16 protein-coding genes and 1 pseudogene are annotated in these 18,102 nt (G+C 39.5%); 13 read left to right on the top strand and 4 right to left on the bottom strand.

Annotation, left to right across the window (positions count from 1 at the left end; all coding sequences use genetic code 11):
• Positions 1 to 37: 37 nt before the first annotated feature.
• On the bottom strand, positions 38 to 196 hold the full coding sequence (locus PNEUHYL_RS13505) for a hypothetical protein (RefSeq protein WP_157888083.1): 159 nt from the start codon (positions 194 to 196) through the stop codon (positions 38 to 40).
• A gap of 188 nt (positions 197 to 384) precedes the next feature.
• Here PNEUHYL_RS13505 and PNEUHYL_RS12125 point away from each other — a divergent pair, with 188 nt between their 5' ends.
• Positions 385 to 837: a DUF302 domain-containing protein gene (locus PNEUHYL_RS12125; RefSeq protein WP_059368624.1), complete on the top strand. Its 453-nt coding sequence runs from the start codon at positions 385 to 387 to the stop codon at positions 835 to 837.
• A 277-nt stretch (positions 838 to 1,114) separates the two neighbouring features.
• Here PNEUHYL_RS12125 and slyD read toward each other — a convergent pair whose 3' ends face one another.
• The 3 genes from slyD to rraB form a co-directional block, all read right to left on the bottom strand.
• A complete protein-coding gene (slyD, locus tag PNEUHYL_RS12120; protein WP_059368623.1) occupies positions 1,115 to 1,726 on the bottom strand; it encodes a peptidylprolyl isomerase in 612 nt (203 codons plus the stop codon).
• A gap of 65 nt (positions 1,727 to 1,791) precedes the next feature.
• Positions 1,792 to 2,508 carry an SIMPL domain-containing protein gene (locus PNEUHYL_RS12115; protein ID WP_059368622.1) on the bottom strand — a complete coding sequence of 239 codons (717 nt, stop codon included), beginning with the start codon at positions 2,506 to 2,508 and terminating at the stop codon, positions 1,792 to 1,794.
• 51 nt (positions 2,509 to 2,559) lie between these two features.
• Positions 2,560 to 2,982 (bottom strand): ribonuclease E inhibitor RraB, encoded by a 423-nt coding sequence (gene rraB / locus PNEUHYL_RS12110; RefSeq protein WP_059368621.1) that lies wholly within the window; start codon positions 2,980 to 2,982, stop codon positions 2,560 to 2,562.
• A 101-nt stretch (positions 2,983 to 3,083) separates the two neighbouring features.
• Here rraB and truD point away from each other — a divergent pair, with 101 nt between their 5' ends.
• From truD to PNEUHYL_RS12050, 12 genes and pseudogenes are all read left to right on the top strand, one after another.
• Positions 3,084 to 4,103 (top strand): tRNA pseudouridine(13) synthase TruD, encoded by a 1,020-nt coding sequence (gene truD, locus PNEUHYL_RS12105; protein ID WP_059368620.1) that lies wholly within the window; start codon positions 3,084 to 3,086, stop codon positions 4,101 to 4,103.
• Positions 4,103 to 4,843, top strand: coding sequence for a 5'/3'-nucleotidase SurE (gene surE / locus PNEUHYL_RS12100; RefSeq protein ID WP_059368619.1), 741 nt, complete (start codon positions 4,103 to 4,105; stop codon positions 4,841 to 4,843). The genes truD and surE overlap by 1 nt, the downstream gene beginning before the upstream one ends.
• Before the next feature lie 39 nt (positions 4,844 to 4,882).
• Positions 4,883 to 5,458: a YqaA family protein gene (locus PNEUHYL_RS12095; RefSeq protein ID WP_059368618.1), complete on the top strand. Its 576-nt coding sequence runs from the start codon at positions 4,883 to 4,885 to the stop codon at positions 5,456 to 5,458.
• Between the two features lie 11 nt (positions 5,459 to 5,469).
• Complete coding sequence (locus PNEUHYL_RS12090; protein WP_059368617.1) at positions 5,470 to 5,661, top strand: hypothetical protein; 192 nt, start codon at positions 5,470 to 5,472, stop codon at positions 5,659 to 5,661.
• Positions 5,662 to 5,674: 13 nt separating this feature from the next.
• Entirely contained in the window at positions 5,675 to 6,862 is a 1,188-nt protein-coding gene (nlpD, locus tag PNEUHYL_RS12085; RefSeq protein ID WP_059368616.1) for a murein hydrolase activator NlpD, read from the top strand.
• 114 nt (positions 6,863 to 6,976) lie between these two features.
• Positions 6,977 to 8,311 (top strand): DUF4123 domain-containing protein, encoded by a 1,335-nt coding sequence (locus PNEUHYL_RS12080; protein ID WP_239690341.1) that lies wholly within the window; start codon positions 6,977 to 6,979, stop codon positions 8,309 to 8,311.
• Positions 8,304 to 10,493: an alpha/beta hydrolase gene (locus PNEUHYL_RS12075; protein WP_239690342.1), complete on the top strand. Its 2,190-nt coding sequence runs from the start codon at positions 8,304 to 8,306 to the stop codon at positions 10,491 to 10,493. Before PNEUHYL_RS12080 ends, PNEUHYL_RS12075 begins: the two co-directional genes overlap by 8 nt.
• A complete protein-coding gene (locus tag PNEUHYL_RS12070) occupies positions 10,490 to 11,656 on the top strand; it encodes a WD40 repeat domain-containing protein (protein WP_059368615.1) in 1,167 nt (388 codons plus the stop codon). The genes PNEUHYL_RS12075 and PNEUHYL_RS12070 overlap by 4 nt, the downstream gene beginning before the upstream one ends.
• A gap of 165 nt (positions 11,657 to 11,821) precedes the next feature.
• A complete protein-coding gene (locus PNEUHYL_RS12065; protein ID WP_059368614.1) occupies positions 11,822 to 13,684 on the top strand; it encodes a hypothetical protein in 1,863 nt (620 codons plus the stop codon).
• A 53-nt stretch (positions 13,685 to 13,737) separates the two neighbouring features.
• Positions 13,738 to 13,860, top strand: a pseudogene (locus PNEUHYL_RS13825) (WD40 repeat domain-containing protein); the annotation flags it as partial.
• Between the two features lie 113 nt (positions 13,861 to 13,973).
• Positions 13,974 to 14,615 carry a MerR family transcriptional regulator gene (locus PNEUHYL_RS12055; RefSeq protein ID WP_059368613.1) on the top strand — a complete coding sequence of 214 codons (642 nt, stop codon included), beginning with the start codon at positions 13,974 to 13,976 and terminating at the stop codon, positions 14,613 to 14,615.
• The gene (locus PNEUHYL_RS12050) at positions 14,612 to 18,061 is read left to right on the top strand and encodes an acyl-[ACP]--phospholipid O-acyltransferase (protein ID WP_059368612.1); all 3,450 of its coding nucleotides are present in this window, start codon (positions 14,612 to 14,614) and stop codon (positions 18,059 to 18,061) included. Before PNEUHYL_RS12055 ends, PNEUHYL_RS12050 begins: the two co-directional genes overlap by 4 nt.
• Positions 18,062 to 18,102 lie beyond the last annotated feature (41 nt).

Raw genomic sequence — 18,102 nt, 5'->3', positions numbered from 1 at the left:
TTATCGCAGTGCACCAATTTCCGTTTTGCTTCTAAAATTAATCGCTTGCCAATAATTGTTTCGCCGATTTTTTTGCAACCAATAAATATGCTCGGCTGTGCATTTTCGTAAACATTTTACTGCCGATATAGGTGGTAACGTGTGCATCTTCGGTAAAACATGTTTCTTGTTCTGCAACTTTTTTTCTCGTCCGCAAGGTTGAAGAAAGTGTCCGCTAAAGTCTTTAGTAATAGGTTATTCAACGTTTGTCAGTTGTTTGTAAATGATAAGGCATTATTTTATTATAGGACTAATACACAGCAAGTTTTACAAACAAGCACTGAAAAGTCAGTAACAAATCTTTTACAATTTCAAGCGATTCTCATCAATCAAACAGGAGTAAATATGAAACTCAAAACCTTACTTTTAGCGATTCCTTTCATCACCACTGCATTTGTAGCTCATGCAGAGAACGATTCTATGAAAACTGTCAAAAGTGAATACACTGCTGTGGAAACGGTAGAAAAAATCAAAAATGCCGTCACCGAAAAAGGCATGAGTGTCTTTACCGTGATTGATCACCAAGCTGCCGCGAAAGATAAAGGCTTAACGATGCCGTTTGCGAGCGTGGTAATCTTTGGCATGCCTACCATAGGTACACCAATGATGATTAAAGCCCCTACCCTCGCTATAGATCTCCCGCTCAAAGCCTTAGTTTGGGAAGATGACAACGGTGCGGTTTTTGTCACGCTCAATAACGCAGACGACATCGGAAAAAAACACGGTTTGAGCGAAGAGGTGTATGGTAAATTAAAAGGTGCGGAAAAATTAATTCCGAGTGTGGTGACGAAGAAGTAAAATATAAATACTAAAGCCCTTGTTAAATAAAGCAAGGGCTATTTTATGGGAGCTGTCGGACGATAAAAAACTTTAAGATTGAAATAGCCTGAGTTTGAAAATATCAATAGCTTAGCTTAGCTTAGTCATCGAAATTTGGCATAAAGGAGATTTTAGTTACTGATATTAAGATAGTACAAAATATTAGGGACGCCATGCAGTGCGTCCCTAATAATTAAGCAATAATACTGAGGATTTTTGTAAACCGTCTCAGTCTTTCAGATTTTTACGTTAAATATTAATGACCGCCGCAGCCACAACCGCCATGTCCGTGATGATCGTGCTTATGACCACCGCCACAACAGCCGCCGTGTCCATGCTCGTGGTCATGATGACCGCCACAACCACAGCCATGGACTTCTTCATCGCTATCATGATGACCCTGCGCACCGTGAACGTGACCGTGCGCAATTTCTTCCAATGTGGCTTCACGTGTGCTGACAACTTCAACGGTGAAATGTAATTCTTGACCGGCTAACATATGGTTACCGTCCACCACGACTTCATCGCCGTCCACCTCGGTAATGACTACCGGAACAGGTCCAATATCCGTATCAGCTAAGAAACGCATTCCCACTACTAATTCATCGACACCTTGGAAAACATCTTTCGGTACGCGTTGAACCATATTTTCATTGTATTCGCCGTAGCCTTCTTCCGGTTGAACACGCACCTCAAATTTATCGCCTACCGCTTTGCCTTCTAGGGCTTTTTCTAAACCAATCACTAAGTTATTGTGACCTTGTAAATATTCTAAAGGTTGATTTGTTGGTGCTTCATCCACCAATACGCCATCTTGGGTACGAACTTGGTAAGCAATGCCTACCACCACATTTTTTGCTACATTCATGAGGGTTTCCTTATTGTTTGAAAATCGCTGCCATTGTATAGAAGAAAAAATAATTGTATAGAAAATTAATCTTTAAGTAATTCAATTTGTGCGGTTGCCTGAACCCGTACCGCTTCTTTTCCGTTTTCTAAAAAAGCATTCGGTGCGGTATCGGAGGACAACATTGCCACTTTAGCCGCACGTGATGAGGTGTAAGGACGGATTGCTGTCGATTCATTCACCGATGAAATGTCTAAATTAAGAATACGGTAATTGTTCATTTGTAATGAATGTTGAATTAATGTCGCTTTATTTTTAAATTTTTCAATAACAGCCTGTGTTAATTCGCTTTCTACACTCATTAATTTTTCCGGTGAAATAGTGGCATTTACATCTTCAATCGCAAGAATGCCATCAAGTGAATTGAGCACCTCTGATAAGGCTTGGAAATCTTTACTTTCCAACACAAGATCGGCGCGGGCAATCCAACCTGTTTTCTTCCCTTCATTATTGTAACGAACAGAAGTATTACGGGAATTACCTTTAATTTCCACCGCACTTTGTTTTTGAACAATGCCGACCGCTTTATTTAAACGTTCTGAAATCGTCTTATTTAAGTCCGCTAAATCTTTTCCATCAACTTGATAAAATAAACGCACATTTAATAAATCACGTTCAATGCTTTTTTCTGCTTCAGTATTAAATGAAACAATATTGGTTTGCCGGGCGACGGCATTTTCTGCTAAGACTGAGGTACTAAAGGGTAACGCTAATAGTATGAGACCGAATGATTTTAGTTTCATAAATTTCTCCAAAAAATGACCGCACTTTATTTATGCGGTCAGGTTAGTCAATTAGTGTAAACGTGATTCTTCGACCTCATCCTCATCAAAAAATTCACCATCGTTGCCGTATTCGTCCTCATCATCACTCGGGTCTTCAAAGTAGGTTCCCCAACCGTCATAAATCCCTTTATGTTTTTCAATTAACGGCAAAATTTCTTTTTGTTGGGCATCAATAATTTCTGCTTTTAATTCCACTTCGCTGATGATGTCAAAACAGAAAATGGCTTTTCCATTATCATCTTCAAATTCTTCCGCCTCGGAGACTTCATAGCCGGCTTTAAACGCATCTACGGCAATTTTTTCCAATAAATCAAAATCATAGTGTGACACATGATGTTCAATAATATACAGGGCGGAAGGATCGCTGCCGTCATTTAATAAATCGGTGATAATTTCCCGTGTTTCTGCTTGAAGGGCGACAAAATCAGTCATAGTAAATTCCTTAGTTGGCGTGAAAAGTGCGGTTATTTTAGTGGATAAATCTACAAAAGTCGCATAAAATCTCGCAAAACCTAACAATACACGTCAAAATCATGCTTGAACAACTCCCTTATCTCACCTTAAAAACGCCGCCAAAATCCACCGCACTTTTAAAGCAAGAATGTGCTGATTTTATAGTGATTGAAGATCTTGGCTATGACATGTCGGAGGAAGGGGAATTTGTGGCGGTAAAAGTACGAAAAACCGGTTGTAACACCCTATTTGTCGGCGAAAAACTGGCAAAATTTGCCGGCGTGCCGGAACGAAATATGGGCTATGCCGGTTTAAAGGATCGCCAAGCGATAACGGAACAATGGTTCTGCCTGCAAATGCCCGGACGGGAAACGCCGGATTTCACTCAATTTGACGTGGAAGGCGTAGAGATTTTAGCGGTCACCCGCCATCATCGCAAAATTCGCACGGGAAGTTTACAAGGCAATTATTTTGAAATTTTGCTGCGTGACGCACAGGAAAGCGATGAGTTAAACACTCGGTTAAATTTTGTGGCAAATTTTGGTTTTCCCAATTATTTTACGGAACAACGCTTTGGGCGTGACGGTCATAATCTCACACAAGCCTTACGTTGGGCACAAGGCGAAATTAAGGTGAAAGATCGCAAAAAACGCAGTTTTTACCTCTCTGCAGCACGTAGTGAGATTTTTAATTTAGTGGTAGCGGCACGCATTGAGCAGGGGCTTGCCCAACAAATTTTGCCAAATGATATTGTGCAATTAAATGGTTCGCACAGTTGGTTTAAAGCGGATGAATCGGAAGATTTAGCTGCATTACAAGTGCGGTTAGATTCACGAGATATTTTACTCACCGCTCCGTTAATCGGGGAAGAAAATCTTGTGAGCTCAAATATTGAAAATGCCATTGTGGAACAACATAATGCCTTTTCACCTTTGATGAAACAAGAAAAAATGAAAGCGGCGCGCCGTCCACTGTTAATGCGGGCACAGAATTTCCAATGGCAATTTATTGAGGAAGGATTAAAACTCTCTTTTTATTTGCCGTCAGGCAGCTATGCCACGGCACTTATTCGAGAATTAGTGAATTATAAGGAAGCATAATGCGAATTTTATTAAGTAATGATGATGGTTTTCACGCAGAAGGCATTCAAGTTTTAGCGGCGGAATTACGCAAGTTTGCCGATGTAGTGATAGTCGCCCCGGATCGTAATCGAAGTGCGGCATCAAGTGCCTTAACTTTAGTTGAACCGTTACGTCCGCGCCATTTAGATAACGGTGATTATTGTATTAACGGAACGCCGGCGGATTGTGTGCATTTGGCATTAAATGGTTTTTTATCCGGTCAAGTGGATTTGGTTGTATCGGGCATTAATGCGGGTTGTAATATGGGCGATGACACGATTTATTCCGGCACAGTGGCGGCAGCACTAGAAGGGCGTCATTTGGGACTGCCTTCAATTGCCGTATCCTTAGACGGTCGCCAACATTATGAAACGGCGGCTCGGGTTGTGGCGGATTTAATTCCTAAATTACATAATCGGTTAGTCAATCCCCGTGAAATTATTAATATTAATGTTCCTGATTTACCTTATGACGAACTCAAAGGCTATAAAGTTTGCCATTTAGGTTATCGTTCTTCTGCGGCAGAAGTGATTAAACAAGAAGATCCCCGTGGTGAAGCCATCTATTGGATTGGCCCTGCCGGTTTACCGGAAAACGAGCAAGAGGGAACGGATTTCCATGCGGTAAAAAACGGTTATGTTTCGATTACCCCTATTCAAGCCGATATGACCGCCCACCATTCAATTCAGGCTTTACAAGATTGGCTGGAACGTGAATAATGCGGAGTTTTGTCTCAATGACAATCAAAGGTGAATAGAATGAATATTTTTGGGGCAATGTATGATAAAACCATGGAATGGTCGAAACATCGTTTTGCAACGTTTTGGCTGTCTTTTGTGAGTTTTATTGAAGCGATCTTTTTCCCGATTCCGCCGGATGTGATGTTGATTCCCATGTCGATGTCGAAGCCCAAAAGTGCGGTCAAATTTGCGCTTTATACTGCAATCGCCTCCGTTCTCGGCGGTATGGTGGGTTATGCTATTGGTTATTTTGCTACGGACTGGGTACAGGGTATCGTGCAACAATGGGGCTATGGCGACCATTGGGCAACGGCGATAAAATGGTTTGAGCAATGGGGCGTACTCGTCGTTTTTGTTGCCGGTTTCAGCCCGATTCCTTATAAAGTGTTTACGATTTGTGCCGGCGTGATGCAAATGGCATTTTTCCCATTTGTACTGACCGCATTTATTTCCCGAGCGGTGCGTTTCTTGCTTGTCGCAAAATTAGCTGCATGGGGCGGAGAAAAATTTGCGGTTAAATTACGTAAATCGATTGAAATTATTGGTTGGTCGGTCGTTGCGCTTGCGGTGGCGGCTTACTTTATTTTGAAATAATGGGATTTATTATGAATAAATGTTTATTTGCGTTGTCTATGTCGGTAGTTTTAGCAGCGTGTTCTTCACCTAAAGTTGAAATGAGCGATCCTGATGCCTTACCGAATGGCATTATGCAACCTGTTGAGGGAACAGGAGCGATTGCCGGGGGCGGTTTTATGCCGGAAATAGAACGACAAGCTATGCCGAATACAATGAAATAAGAAGGAAAAATAAATGAAAAAATCGTTTTTATTGTTACCCTTGAGTGTGGCAATTTTGACTGCCTGTTCGTCCAATACTCAGGCGCCTATTGAAAATGCCGGCGGTACGCTTTCACCGGGTATTATGCAACCGGTAGATAATAACGGTGGCGGCACTTGGCAGCCTGAAATTCAACAAAATACCATGCCAAATCATATGGGAACCCACGCAACAGGTAATATGCCTGTCGGCACTCAAACACCGCAGCCGAATTTTCAACCGACTTATCAACCGGTACAGCCGGCTCAACCTGTCGCACCGGTACAACCTCAAACCAAAACGGTAACTAAAACGGTATCCGATTGTACAGGCTCTGCGATGGTGAATGTACCGCGTAACCCAAATACTAACGCGCCGGATTACAGCCAAATTCAAAAAGGTTCGTACAAAGGGGAGACTTATAAAGTCAATAAAGGCGATACAATGTTTTTAATCGCTTACCTAGCAGGTATGGATGTAAAAGAACTGGCGGCAATGAATAATATGTCAGAGCCTTATAGTTTAAGTGTCGGTCAAACATTAAAAATAGGTAAGTGCGTTACTAAAACCGTAACGACGACAGTACCGGTCAATACAAACGCAGCTCCGGTGAAACAGGTAGAACCTGCCGTTACTTATAGAGCGGGGGCAAACGGTACGCAAATTGGTTCTGACGGTACGATTATCGGGCCGGTGAAATCAAGTGCTGGTGTTCCTTCTTCCGCACCGACTTACCCGACTTCGACAGCGCCGGTTGCAACGGGGAATACAACACCGGTGAACGCAAATGTTGTTGCGCCGATTGCCTCCAATACAAGATGGATGTGGCCGGCAAACGGCAATATTATCCAAGGTTTCTCAAGTTCTGACGGTGGCAATAAAGGGATTGATATTTCCGGTTCTCGCGGACAATCGGTGAAAGCCGCGGCAGCCGGTCGGGTGGTGTATGCGGGGAACGCATTGCGTGGTTATGGCAACCTCATTATTATCAAACACGATGATGATTTCTTGAGTGCCTATGCACACAACGACAGAATCCTTGTTAGCGATCAGCAAGAAATCAGAGCCGGACAGGAAATCGCCAAAATGGGGAGTACAGGCACCAATAGCGTAAAACTTCATTTTGAAATTCGTTATAAAGGTAAATCGGTTGATCCTATTCGTTACTTACCAAGAAGATAACCAATAGGCAAAAGAGCGGTCAATTTGACCGCTCTTTTTTTATCCCCTTATTTTTATATGCTTACTTTTAGGTATAATGGTGAAGATTTTTTATACTATTTGGAGATCAATTTTATGCTCAACAATTCACCTTCTATTTGGGTTCAAGATGCTTTCCAAATTACAGATAAAAGCCAAGATAAAGTATTGATTTTGGTTCTCGGCGAGAATGAGAATATTGCAAAAAGCTATATTCAGTATTATCAGATGAAGCACCAACTTCGTTTTTCTTTCTCATTCAATATCTTACCTTTAGAAACCTATGCGCAATATCATGCAGATGAGGATTTGAGAGAAATACTTTATTCGGAAGCGCAAAAACTCTCGAAAAATCAACCGCTCTTTTTGTTTTACCCTGATCGCGATCTTCTTCCTCAAACAAATACAACCAATCTTAAAAAACAGATTTATGCTATTCCCTCTTGGCAAGAACAATGTGCCGTTTCAACATTTGCCCTATTTGAAGTACCGCCTGTTATTGAATCTTGTTTATGGAATAACGAACCTGATGATAAATGTTATGCCGTTATTCTGGCGGCAAGTGTTTGGATTTTTCCCGATTTGTTTCGTCAGGAAAGATTACGCTACGCCTGTTTATTTCAAGATGAAAAAGCCGAAACTTATGCAAAAGCGGCACCCTATTTAGTTGAGTTACCCAAAAATCATCCTGTTTTGTCCCGTTTATTTTGTCGTAACGGAGACAATCACATCGAAGGCATTAATTACGGCGAACGCAATATCGGCACTTTCTTCCGTTCGTCGGCGGATTTCGACGCACTGCTTAATCATTTCCGCAAGTGGCTGATGTTGCAGGATTATACCGGACATTGGTACTACCTGCGCTTTTTTGACCCTACAGGCTTAGAAAAGTATCTTGACCGTCTGCAAACTTACCCGACCAAACTATCTGCCTTTTTTAACGGTAGTATGATAGAAAAAATCTTTTGTATCAAAAACGGTGATGAATTAGTGGAATATGTGCCTAACATTGATTTATCGGTAGTGAAACAAGCAAAAAAACAATTTGATAAATTTGAAATTGAAGCCTTTATCGAACTGCACGATCGTTCATTATGTGAAAAAATTATTGGGGAAATTATGGCGCAATATCCCGAATTTGCTCACGCTTATGGCAAGGAGATCGTAGAAAAAACGGTCGATCATGCTTATCGTTTGGCAAAGTATGCAAAAATGAAAGGAACCATTAGTATTCTACAATTGGCATTGGCAAATCTTATTTACGGGGATTCGGTTAATTACCTGGATCCTGAAAAAAAATTGAATGATATTTTAGTGAGCAATTTAACCGAACAAGAGAAACAGTTTTATTTAGAAAAGCGCTTTGATCAACTCGAAAAACAAGGTCGCATTCGTCATCAATTACAACCAACAGGAGCACACAATGTCTAGTGTAGATACCGCACTTAATAAGATGATGGCATCTCATCAGCCGGAACAAATTGACCGATCGACAAATATGTGTCGCGCGAATGTGACAATTTATCATCATGACAGCTTAGCTGAATACCGTAAGCTGCCGGATGGTATTGTGGTAACGGTGTTTGATAGCTCCGGTAAGGCGTATCTGGCTAAGATTGAAAGTGGCGAAAGCGTGCATAACGGCGTGCTCTGCGGTGAGATTTCGTGGCAGCTATCGGGTGGTGAAGCGGTGTCTTCTACCTATACAAAAAAAGATAACCGCCGCTTAACCGAACAATCCGAACATACGCCGCTTAAAGCCTCAGACGGGTATGTATTGATAAAAGCCCGAAATCAATCTGATGATGAATTTACTATCTCAAAAGAACCGTTGAAACAACTTGCCGATCCCTTAAAAGTACAAGTGAGCTTTACGGAAAACAAAGTAGAAGCGGTGTATTTACCGCCCCCGATTTTGGTGAATCTGCGCTTACGACAGAATGAACCAGTGGTTCAATTAAAAGAGAAGGTTATTCAGCAGCTTATTGATGACGGCGGACATGCAACATTATTTATCCATGGTTATAACGTCCCTTTGGGGAGTTTAGGGCGTTTTGCTTCAAGTGAAGAACTTGGCGAACAAATTCAATATAAGAACCAATTATCACCGGAGCAAGTTCAAAAACCTTATCTATACTATGACAATAAATTGATGAAACAGGCGGTTAATGTCGATTTACATAAGAAGTTAGAGAAAAATTATTTATCCGAAGGCGTGAGTTATACAAAAGTAGGAGATCGGGATGTTTTTGCCCTTTCTGAAGTAAATAAAAGCTATGATAAATTGTCACCGCTCCTGAATGGTAAAGAAGCCTTATCTTGGTTTCCTCATGTTGAATTTCATTTGAATCTTGCTGCTTCGGGAAAAAAGAAACTGGCGGAATTTAATCAATGGGATAAATATAGTCGGATTGTTGGCGTAACTTGGTCGGGCAGTGTCGATCCGGATTTAAATTTTTTTCGTGCGGAAATGTACGCTAATGAAGCCGGACGGGAACTTGCCGACGTGTTGAAACAGTTGCTTGAGCAAAGAGTAATAAAAATCAACATTATCACTCATTCTTTAGGGGCAAGGGTTGCACTTTCTGCCATGAATATCTTAGGCGATATGGCGGGTGAATATGATAATCGGATTGATAACCTGATTTTATGGGAACCTGCGGTGGCGGATAATGCGCTAACGAATTTGGATAATTACGATGCGAAGAAAGTATTCAATCCGCTTGCTATGGAAATTTTCCCTTATGCTCACAAAGTGCCGAAACATATTACCGTGTTATATTCACAAGAAGACGGCGTATTAGGCAGCGATCATAGTTATAGCGACTACGAACCGGTTGCGTTAATCGGCGGGGCTTATCCGAGCAAATATCTGTCTTTTACCACGGGTAATTCGGCACTAAAAGAATATTATAAAGATACGCGAATTTATGATTATGAGAAATCGGTTATTCAGATCAAACATACTTGTGATTTGTTGTATGCCGGTGCAGAGAAACAATACCGCCCCGATGAATGTGCGAAACTGCCTCATGCTTATCAAGTTAACCGTTATAAGCAAGAAATAGCAGCATTGATTCGAGAGGAGGCGGCAAGAGTGAATGATCCGGCAAACCCTACCTTTATTCCGCCATTAACCTATTTAAAGCCTTGGAGCCATTTCAAATGCTTCCCTGAAGAAGTGTTAAATCACATTATTGATGTATTAATCGGAAATGCCTTGTCCGATTGGGAGAAAAGGGAAAATTATTTTAAAGTACGGGCAGCGTTGGGGCATCAGGGCGATCGGCAAACTATTGATCATTTAGATAAAAATCTTGAACGTTTATCTAAAAAACGAGACTTGATGCTACATGACACATTTATTAAAAAATTGAGGGAAGAAGAAAAAAAATTAGAATATTTTGGTCAGGTAATTGAGGAGGATGGTTCGCAACGTTACTATTTTATTTCTCATTCGGCAATGCAAACCTGGGAGTGGTTAGACTTGGATCGACATCAAGTTTTTCCATTGATTTACGAATACAGCTATAAACGGGAAATGATGGATAAGAAAATTCAAAGACATTCAAAATTTGGTCGGTATCCTAATAATTCGGGAGATGAACAATGAAAAATCTCTTTTTTTTAGTTTTATTTATCGCCTTAGGTTGGGGAGGATACTATGTGTATGAAAACCGCCATGATGTTTTTTCCAGTACCAAAGGTGTCAGAAATTTAAGTATTTCCAGTGATGGTCGGTATGTTGTGAGTGCGCATTACGGAAAAAAACTGGTACTTTGGGATATAGAAAAACGCACTAAGACAGTGCTTGCAGAAAGAGTTAATACAAACAGCCCTTATTTTATTCCGAACAGTCATGATTTTATGTGGCAGGATAAACATAATGTTGTACATATTCAAAATGTAGAGGGACAAGAGATTGCTCATTTTAAGCATTATAAAGTCGAACGGCATTTAATGAGTGAAGATCGGGCACTCTATATCAGTGCAGATCAGACGGGGGAAATTTATAAAGGTTATGGCGATGATATGACACCAATTTATACCGATACTCCAATTCGGAATTATTATAATTTTTCCTTGTCAGAAAAATATTTTTTATCCGCTTCTCCGGGCGGACCTTACGATCCTGATTCTGCGGTAGAGCTAAATCCTAAAGCAGATCCGATTCAACCGAGTGATTATAAAAAAAGCAGCTATAATGGTGTCACGTTGTGGGACCGGGAAACCTTGAAACCGGTAGCCCGTCTTGGTGGTTTTGGTGGACGCTCGGATGCCTTATTTAGTCCTGATGGAAAATGGGTTATTGGGGGGGGGGAGAACAAGCGAGATTATATGTGGTTGGTCGATAATTTAAATTACCGCCTACCATTGGCATCAATAAATGGATTTTATAATGAAGAAACCAAAACTCGTGAAACAGGAGGGAATCGCCCTATTCCTGAAGGCGTTTTACTTGCAACACCACATACTGTTGCTTATGCCTTTGTTACTGATACAGAATTTATACAGTTAACTCAAACTGGTATGAAGGATGGTACGGGGAACGATTATATGAATTTATACACAGTTGGTGATCCATGGATAAAAGCCTATGTGAACATTGGTTTTTATCCTGCGATCTCAACTAATGCTTTTGAAAAATCAAATAGTGTTGATTCCGCTCCTAAAGCTCATATCTTAGTAACGGGACAAGCGGTTCACGGCGGCATCAACGTTTACCGCTATCACCCCGATAAAATGGAATTGGAGAAAATCTGGGTAGCGTATTAGTGGGAAAGTGTGATTGGTTTTCTAAGAGTTTTTTATATTTAAAATTTAACGGGAAAATTGACCGCACTTTTTGTTTCATTACTTGGTCGGATAGCGTCGATCCGGATTTACATTAAGCTATTGTTATGATAATGCTGTATTAAAATCTCATTGTAGGAGAATGTTGTGTTTAGATTTTTCATTGGAATACTTGGTATACTTTTTCTAGGGCTTCTTATCAGCTTTGGAATGGGGTCACTCACTATCTTTGTATTTGCTGTGTTTATCCCTTATTTCGTTATTTTCGTTTTTGCCTATTATTTTTTATATTTTATTATTCATTTTTTTTATAAAAAGCCATTTTCTAGTGAGTTTAAATTCTTTTTACTTATTCCTACAGCACTCTCTTTTTGGGGATATTATGAGCTTAATTCTTTCTATGAAGAGAAAACAAGAGTTATCGAATTAAATAAAGAGAAATTATTTCTTCGAAAAGCATTAGAAAACCTCCCTTCCAATATTGAAATTTCAGATAGATTTATTATTTCAACCCAAGATAGATTTGATAATCAAGGTAACCCTATTACTTTTAAATGGGGAGAATTAAATTTAACTAGTCTTGATGCAGATGGTTTATATAAAATTAAAGTGTCTAGCTTAAATCAACCTAAAGAATTACCAAAAGGAATGTTATGTAGCTCAGATATTATATTTGAAAGAAAAGATGAAAGTAAGCAAGATGTAGACGATAATACTTACCGCTATGAAAATTATAGATTTGATAGTTGTAAAATAAAAAATTGGATTTTAGAGTTGAATAATCAGAAGATTCAGCTAGAAAATTTTATACTCCATTCTAATGATAAAGAATATATTGGGTATAAATACGATAATATTGCTGGAGAAATAAAAAAAGCTGCGAATAAATTAAATCTTACCCATTATTGGGTTGCTGTATTAGATGGCTATGCAAGATTGGATAATGAGTGGATAGTTGATGGAATAGCTCTTCTTTTAAACGAAGAAGCACAAGTCATCTCATTATTAGGGACGATTCAGCACTCATCTGGTTTAAATAATATACAGATACAAGGTTGTTTAATTAAGCCTAGTCAGTTTGTTGCTTTACTATCTAACCCTAATAATGGAAGAACAGCTGTAGATTTGGAAGGGGTAAACACGACTTGCCCAAGTACCATAGAACCTTCATTTGCCTATTTTAATAAGCCATTAAATAGCGAAACATCATTTTATAATCGTGTCGGAGATATTCAAGAGCAAGCGAAAACACTTTTATCTCCTTTTTTATTTCCTGATCCTGATATTCGTATTGCTTGGAAAGAAGAATTGCCTCGATTATATACTATATACTCTGATAATCAGATACCGTTCTTCTGGAATAATTTAAAAATGAAAAGACTAGAGTTTAGTAATTCGTCTGCATATGTAGAATTAGCAAACGATAGTTTACTTAAATTAGAAACATTTTATTGTGCAGGAATTGCCTATTTTAAACATAATTTATATCCTATTGATAATTCCTTAACAAAGAAAAATTTTACCTTGATAGGATGTAATATTAATAATGGAAAAATGAAATTGAATAATCAAGATATTAATCTATATAGTGGTAAAGTTTCTTACTTCTTTCCAAAAAATTTATCTGTTGAAAATAATGAGTTTTTTCATCATCAGGAAGAGGATGGTAAATTAGTTTCAGATTATATAAAAATAGAGCTTGAGGAGGAATTACTCATAATGAAAGTAGAAGATAGTTTTTATTATTTAAAGAAAGCGATACTAGATAATAAGGGAAATGTGATTGCTTTATCTGGAAGGTTAGAAAATGAAAATAAAGAAGAAACATTTAGTTTAGAGAATGGTCGTTATAATGATAATGGTGTAGGATTTAAGTTATTTAATTTTTCAAAGAATGAAGTAGATATGACATTATCTTATTATCTGAGTTGCAAGGATTTTATGACTTCCCAAAAAAATAGTTATTGCGATGGTGCTATTCAACGACATACTTATGAGCTTATTCATTAATGAGAGAAAGCAAATAGTGGTTCTTGTAAAATTGTAACGGTTCAAAATTCAATAATGTCTCCTTTGCCCCAAAATCGCATATTTTAGTGACAGGACAGGCATTTCACGGCGGTATCAATGTTTACCGCTACCACCCCGACAAAATGGAATTAGAAAAAATCTGGGTGGCATATTAGTGGGAAAGTGCGGTTGGTTTTCTAAGTGTTTTTAAACTGTAAGGTAACACTATTTACTTTTTGTGATGTGAAGTATAAAATCCTTTCCACATTTAATTAATAGGGGAAGCCTTATGCTAAAAATGAATGATTTGGTGAAGCTCAGCCAAACACCGAAATCGACAGTGTTGTACTATGTAAAAGAAGGGCTATTGCCTGAACCCTTGAAAGATAAACCGAATTTTCATCTCTATGATGATCGCTGTGTGGAATTGTTGGCGTTTATTAAATATCTGCAAACCAATTTCAATGCCAGCATTTCTCAAATTAAACAACTTTTTTCCCACCCTGATTTTGACTGGCAAAATCCTTACGAAAGTTTAATTTCGTTGATTGGTATTATCATGGGGGCGGAAAATGAAACCTTTTTGCCCTCAGAACTTTGTCAAGAATTCTCAATTTCAGAAACCGAATTGCAAGCTATGGTCGATGACGCTTTGCTTAACCCGCGTGAGGGGGTTTTTACGGCAAAAGAGCGGGATATTCTAGCCATTGTTTGCCGTTGTAATGAGGCGGAACGTGAAATGGTGAAAAGCTATTTACAAACCGCGAAAATGCTTGCGACACAAGAAGTAAATCTCACCTTATCAGCGCTAAAAGACAGTGGGAAAAAAGATGAAAAACTTAAACATCTTTTTGATTTACTGTTGGTGCTGAAGCCTTATGTATTCAATATGCAAACTTTAAAAATTTACCAAACGGAGAGTGTGAAATGAAACTCTTAAAATATGCGGGTTTTGTACCTTATTTGGCGATTGCTTTTTTGAATGCGAGCGTGGATCTCGCCCACAAAATCACGATTCAAAATGTGTTGCTGAAAAGTTTTGAAGGCAATACGTTAGTAGTACTAACCGCGTTAATCAACGCAATGATTTTATTACCCTTTATTTTTCTTTTTTCACCTTCGGCATTTATTAATGATAAATTCTGTCGCACCAGGGTGATTCGCTGGAGCAGCTTGGCTGTGGTGGGTATTTCAACGGCAATTTTATTCAGTTATGTGATTGGCGAATTTTATCTTGCCTTTGCCTTAACACTGATTTTGGCAGCGCAAAGTGCGGTCTATTCTCCGGCTAAATATAGCCTTATCAAATCCATTGTCGGCACGGAAAACATCGGGTTTGCCAACGGCGTGATTCAGGCTTTAACCATTGTGGCGATTTTGTTTAGTTCTTTTGCGTTTTCGATTTTCTTTGAAAGTTATTATGTGCCCTCTAATGATCCGAATGAGGTGCTACAAAGCGTTTGGATGATTGGCATAGGTTTAGTCGTGTTTAGTTCCCTTGAAGCGTTTTTCGCTTTCAAAATTCCTTTCTTTCCACAAGAAAAAGAAGAAAATGAAACATTCTCTGCCGCAAAATATTTCTCTTTCGGTTATTTGAAAGACAACCTCCGTACCTTGCGTAGCGATAAAAATATTTGGTTAAGTGTGATTGGCTTGAGCCTTTTCTGGGGCGTTGCTCAAGTGATTGTGGCGGCATTCCCCGCCCATTACAAAGCGCTGTTTAATGCGGATAATGCGGTGATTATTCAAGCTATTTTGGCGGTAAGCGGTTTGGGATTAATCATTGGGTCTTATCTTGCCGGGCGTGTCTCTCGCTTGCATGTTGAATTAGGCATTGTGCCGGTTGGTGCATTGGGTATTTTCGTTTCGCTGTTTGGTTTAACATTGGTGAGTACCAATGTCTTGTTGATGTTATGTTCCTTTGGATTCGGTTTTTTTGGCGGTTTATTTATCGTGCCGTTAAATTCGACCATTCAATATTTCGCCCCTGAAAAAATCAGCGGCAAAATTATGGCGGGTAACAACTTTATCCAAAATATCTTTATGGTCGGCTTTTTACTACTTAGCATTGTATTCGTCGAATTTAGCCTTTCTACCAACGGTATTTTCTTAACGGTTTCTGCGGCATGTTTATTGGGTAGCCTTTATGCCATGTGGCAACTTCCGCATTTATTCATCCGTTTGTTACTCTTGCCTTTATTGAAAACCAACTACCGTTTCCATGTGGAGGGATTAAAAAATCTCCCACAAAGTGGCGGTGTGTTAATGTTAGGCAACCACATTAGCTGGATTGACTGGATGGTGTTACAGGTGGCAAGCCCACGGGCGATTAAATTTGTGATGTTCCGTCCGATTTACAACAAATGGTATTTGACTTGGTTCCTACGTATCTTCCGTGTGATCCCTATTAGTGCAGGTTCAAGCCGAGAGTCCATTGAAACAATTCGTGAATACTTGGTTCGTGGTGAAGTGGTAGCGTTATTTCCTGAAGGGCATATCAGCTACAACGGTCAGATCAATGAGATTAAAAAAGGCTTTGAACACGTATTAAAAGACTTGGATAACGTGACGACCGTACCGTTTTATTTACGTGGCTTATGGGGTAGCAGTTTTTCCCGCGCGGATAGTTTCTATAAAAATCTCACGAAAAAACAAGGCAAACGTGAAATTTTAGTGGCGTTCGGTAAACCGATTCACGGCTTTATTGATGCGGTGGCGATGAAACAAAAAGTGCTTGAGCTTTCTTTCTCTATGTGGGAAAAAGTGATAGCAAAACGCAAACCGATCACACACCATTGGTTGAACAGCGCGAAATCCAACTTGTTCAAGGAATGTGTGGTGGACGGGCAGGGTATGAAACTGAATAACCTCAAGTTTATCGCTGCTGTGTTGATGTTCGGCAAACAACTTAAACACACTTTAGGTGATGAGAAAAATGTTGGTGTGTTGTTGCCAAGCTCGGCTATCGGAGCCATTGTGAATATGGCATTGATGGTGATGGGGAAAGTGCCGGTCAATTTGAATTATACCCTCAGCCCTGAAGTGATGGAAAAAGCCCTTGCCAAAGCAAATATTAACAAGGTTATTACTGCGGAGAAATTCTTAAATAAACTGAATGCTAAAGGCTTTGCCTTTGATGAAGTATTGGCGGGAAAAACAATTTTTGCGGAACAATTAGGCAAGAAAATGACAAAAAGTGAGAAAGTGCGGTCATTTTTAACGGCGTTTTTCGCCCCACGTTGGTGGATTAAATTAATGTATTTTGCTGATGTGCGTTTGAATGACACGGCAACGATTTTATTCAGCAGCGGTAGTGAAGGTACGCCAAAGGGCATTGAATTAAGCCATAAAAACTTGCTCACTAATATCAAACAGGTGAGTGAATTACTTAACTTTCAAGAAGATGACGTTATTTTAAATTCTTTACCGATCTTTCACTCTTTTGGTTTAACGGTAACCACCTTAATGCCGTTGTGTGAAGGAATCAAAATGGTGAGTGTTGCTGATCCGACCGATGGCGCAGAAGTGGGCAAAATGTGTGCCCGCCATAATGTGAGTATTATATTTGGTACCTCAACATTCTTCCGTTTATACGCCCGTAATAAAAAATTGCATCCATTAATGTTACAAAGTGTGCGAATGGTGATTGCCGGCGCGGAAAAATTGAAAGCGGATGTGAAAGAAGCCTTCCGTTTGAAATTCGGTTTAGAAATCTACGAGGGATACGGGGCGACGGAAACGGCACCGGTTGCAAGCGTGAATATGCCAAATATTTTAGATCCCGATAGTTTAAAAGAATTTACCTTTAATAAAGTGGGAACCGTAGGTATGCCATTGCCTGGTACAATTATCAAAATTGTCGATCCGAATACTTTAGTAGCATTGCCAACGGGCGAAGACGGGTTGATTTTGATTGGCGGTGGACAAGTGATGAAAGGTTATTTGGCTGACCCTGAAAAAACTAATGAAGTCATTGTCGAACTTGACGGCGTGCGTTATTACAAAACCGGTGACAAAGGGCATATTGATGAAAACGGCTTTATCACCATTGTGGATCGCTATTCCCGTTTCGCAAAAATCGGGGGAGAGATGATTAGTCTCGGCAGTGTGGAAGAAAATATCGCTCAAGTGTTGAACGATGAAAACCAATTTGTTGCTATTGCTGTGAATGATGAGAAAAAAGGCGAAAGTGTCGTGTTGTTAGTGAAATCGCTGCTCAGTCTTGAGGAAATTAATACTCGCATTAAATCCCTCAACGTACCGCCAATTATGCTCCCAAGCCAAGTATTCTTAGTCAATGAAATACCGCTTCTCGGCAGTGGAAAAGTGGATTTTAAAGGTGCGAAGAAATTGGCTGAGGAAATATTAAGTGCATAAAGTAAAAGAGCGGTCAGATTTTGAAATTTGATCGCTTAGGT

Origin of the sequence: Rodentibacter caecimuris, from assembly GCF_001019715.1 — a bacterium.
GTDB lineage: Bacteria > Pseudomonadota > Gammaproteobacteria > Enterobacterales > Pasteurellaceae > Rodentibacter > Rodentibacter caecimuris.
This window is presented reverse-complemented; position numbering and strand designations above follow the sequence as displayed.

What these genes read in the sequence shown, in the direction of transcription:
- PNEUHYL_RS12125 (WP_059368624.1), top strand. Translation starts at nt 385, where the DNA reads ATGAAACTCAAAACCTTACTTTTAGCGATTCCTTTCATCACCACTGCA.
- slyD (WP_059368623.1), bottom strand. Translation starts at nt 1,726, where the DNA reads ATGAATGTAGCAAAAAATGTGGTGGTAGGCATTGCTTACCAAGTTCGT.
- PNEUHYL_RS12115 (WP_059368622.1), bottom strand. Translation starts at nt 2,508, where the DNA reads ATGAAACTAAAATCATTCGGTCTCATACTATTAGCGTTACCCTTTAGT.
- rraB (WP_059368621.1), bottom strand. Translation starts at nt 2,982, where the DNA reads ATGACTGATTTTGTCGCCCTTCAAGCAGAAACACGGGAAATTATCACC.
- truD (WP_059368620.1), top strand. Translation starts at nt 3,084, where the DNA reads ATGCTTGAACAACTCCCTTATCTCACCTTAAAAACGCCGCCAAAATCC.
- surE (WP_059368619.1), top strand. Translation starts at nt 4,103, where the DNA reads ATGCGAATTTTATTAAGTAATGATGATGGTTTTCACGCAGAAGGCATT.
- PNEUHYL_RS12095 (WP_059368618.1), top strand. Translation starts at nt 4,883, where the DNA reads ATGAATATTTTTGGGGCAATGTATGATAAAACCATGGAATGGTCGAAA.
- PNEUHYL_RS12090 (WP_059368617.1), top strand. Translation starts at nt 5,470, where the DNA reads ATGAATAAATGTTTATTTGCGTTGTCTATGTCGGTAGTTTTAGCAGCG.
- nlpD (WP_059368616.1), top strand. Translation starts at nt 5,675, where the DNA reads ATGAAAAAATCGTTTTTATTGTTACCCTTGAGTGTGGCAATTTTGACT.
- PNEUHYL_RS12080 (WP_239690341.1), top strand. Translation starts at nt 6,977, where the DNA reads ATGCTCAACAATTCACCTTCTATTTGGGTTCAAGATGCTTTCCAAATT.
- PNEUHYL_RS12075 (WP_239690342.1), top strand. Translation starts at nt 8,304, where the DNA reads ATGTCTAGTGTAGATACCGCACTTAATAAGATGATGGCATCTCATCAG.
- PNEUHYL_RS12070 (WP_059368615.1), top strand. Translation starts at nt 10,490, where the DNA reads ATGAAAAATCTCTTTTTTTTAGTTTTATTTATCGCCTTAGGTTGGGGA.
- PNEUHYL_RS12055 (WP_059368613.1), top strand. Translation starts at nt 13,974, where the DNA reads ATGCTAAAAATGAATGATTTGGTGAAGCTCAGCCAAACACCGAAATCG.
- PNEUHYL_RS12050 (WP_059368612.1), top strand. Translation starts at nt 14,612, where the DNA reads ATGAAACTCTTAAAATATGCGGGTTTTGTACCTTATTTGGCGATTGCT.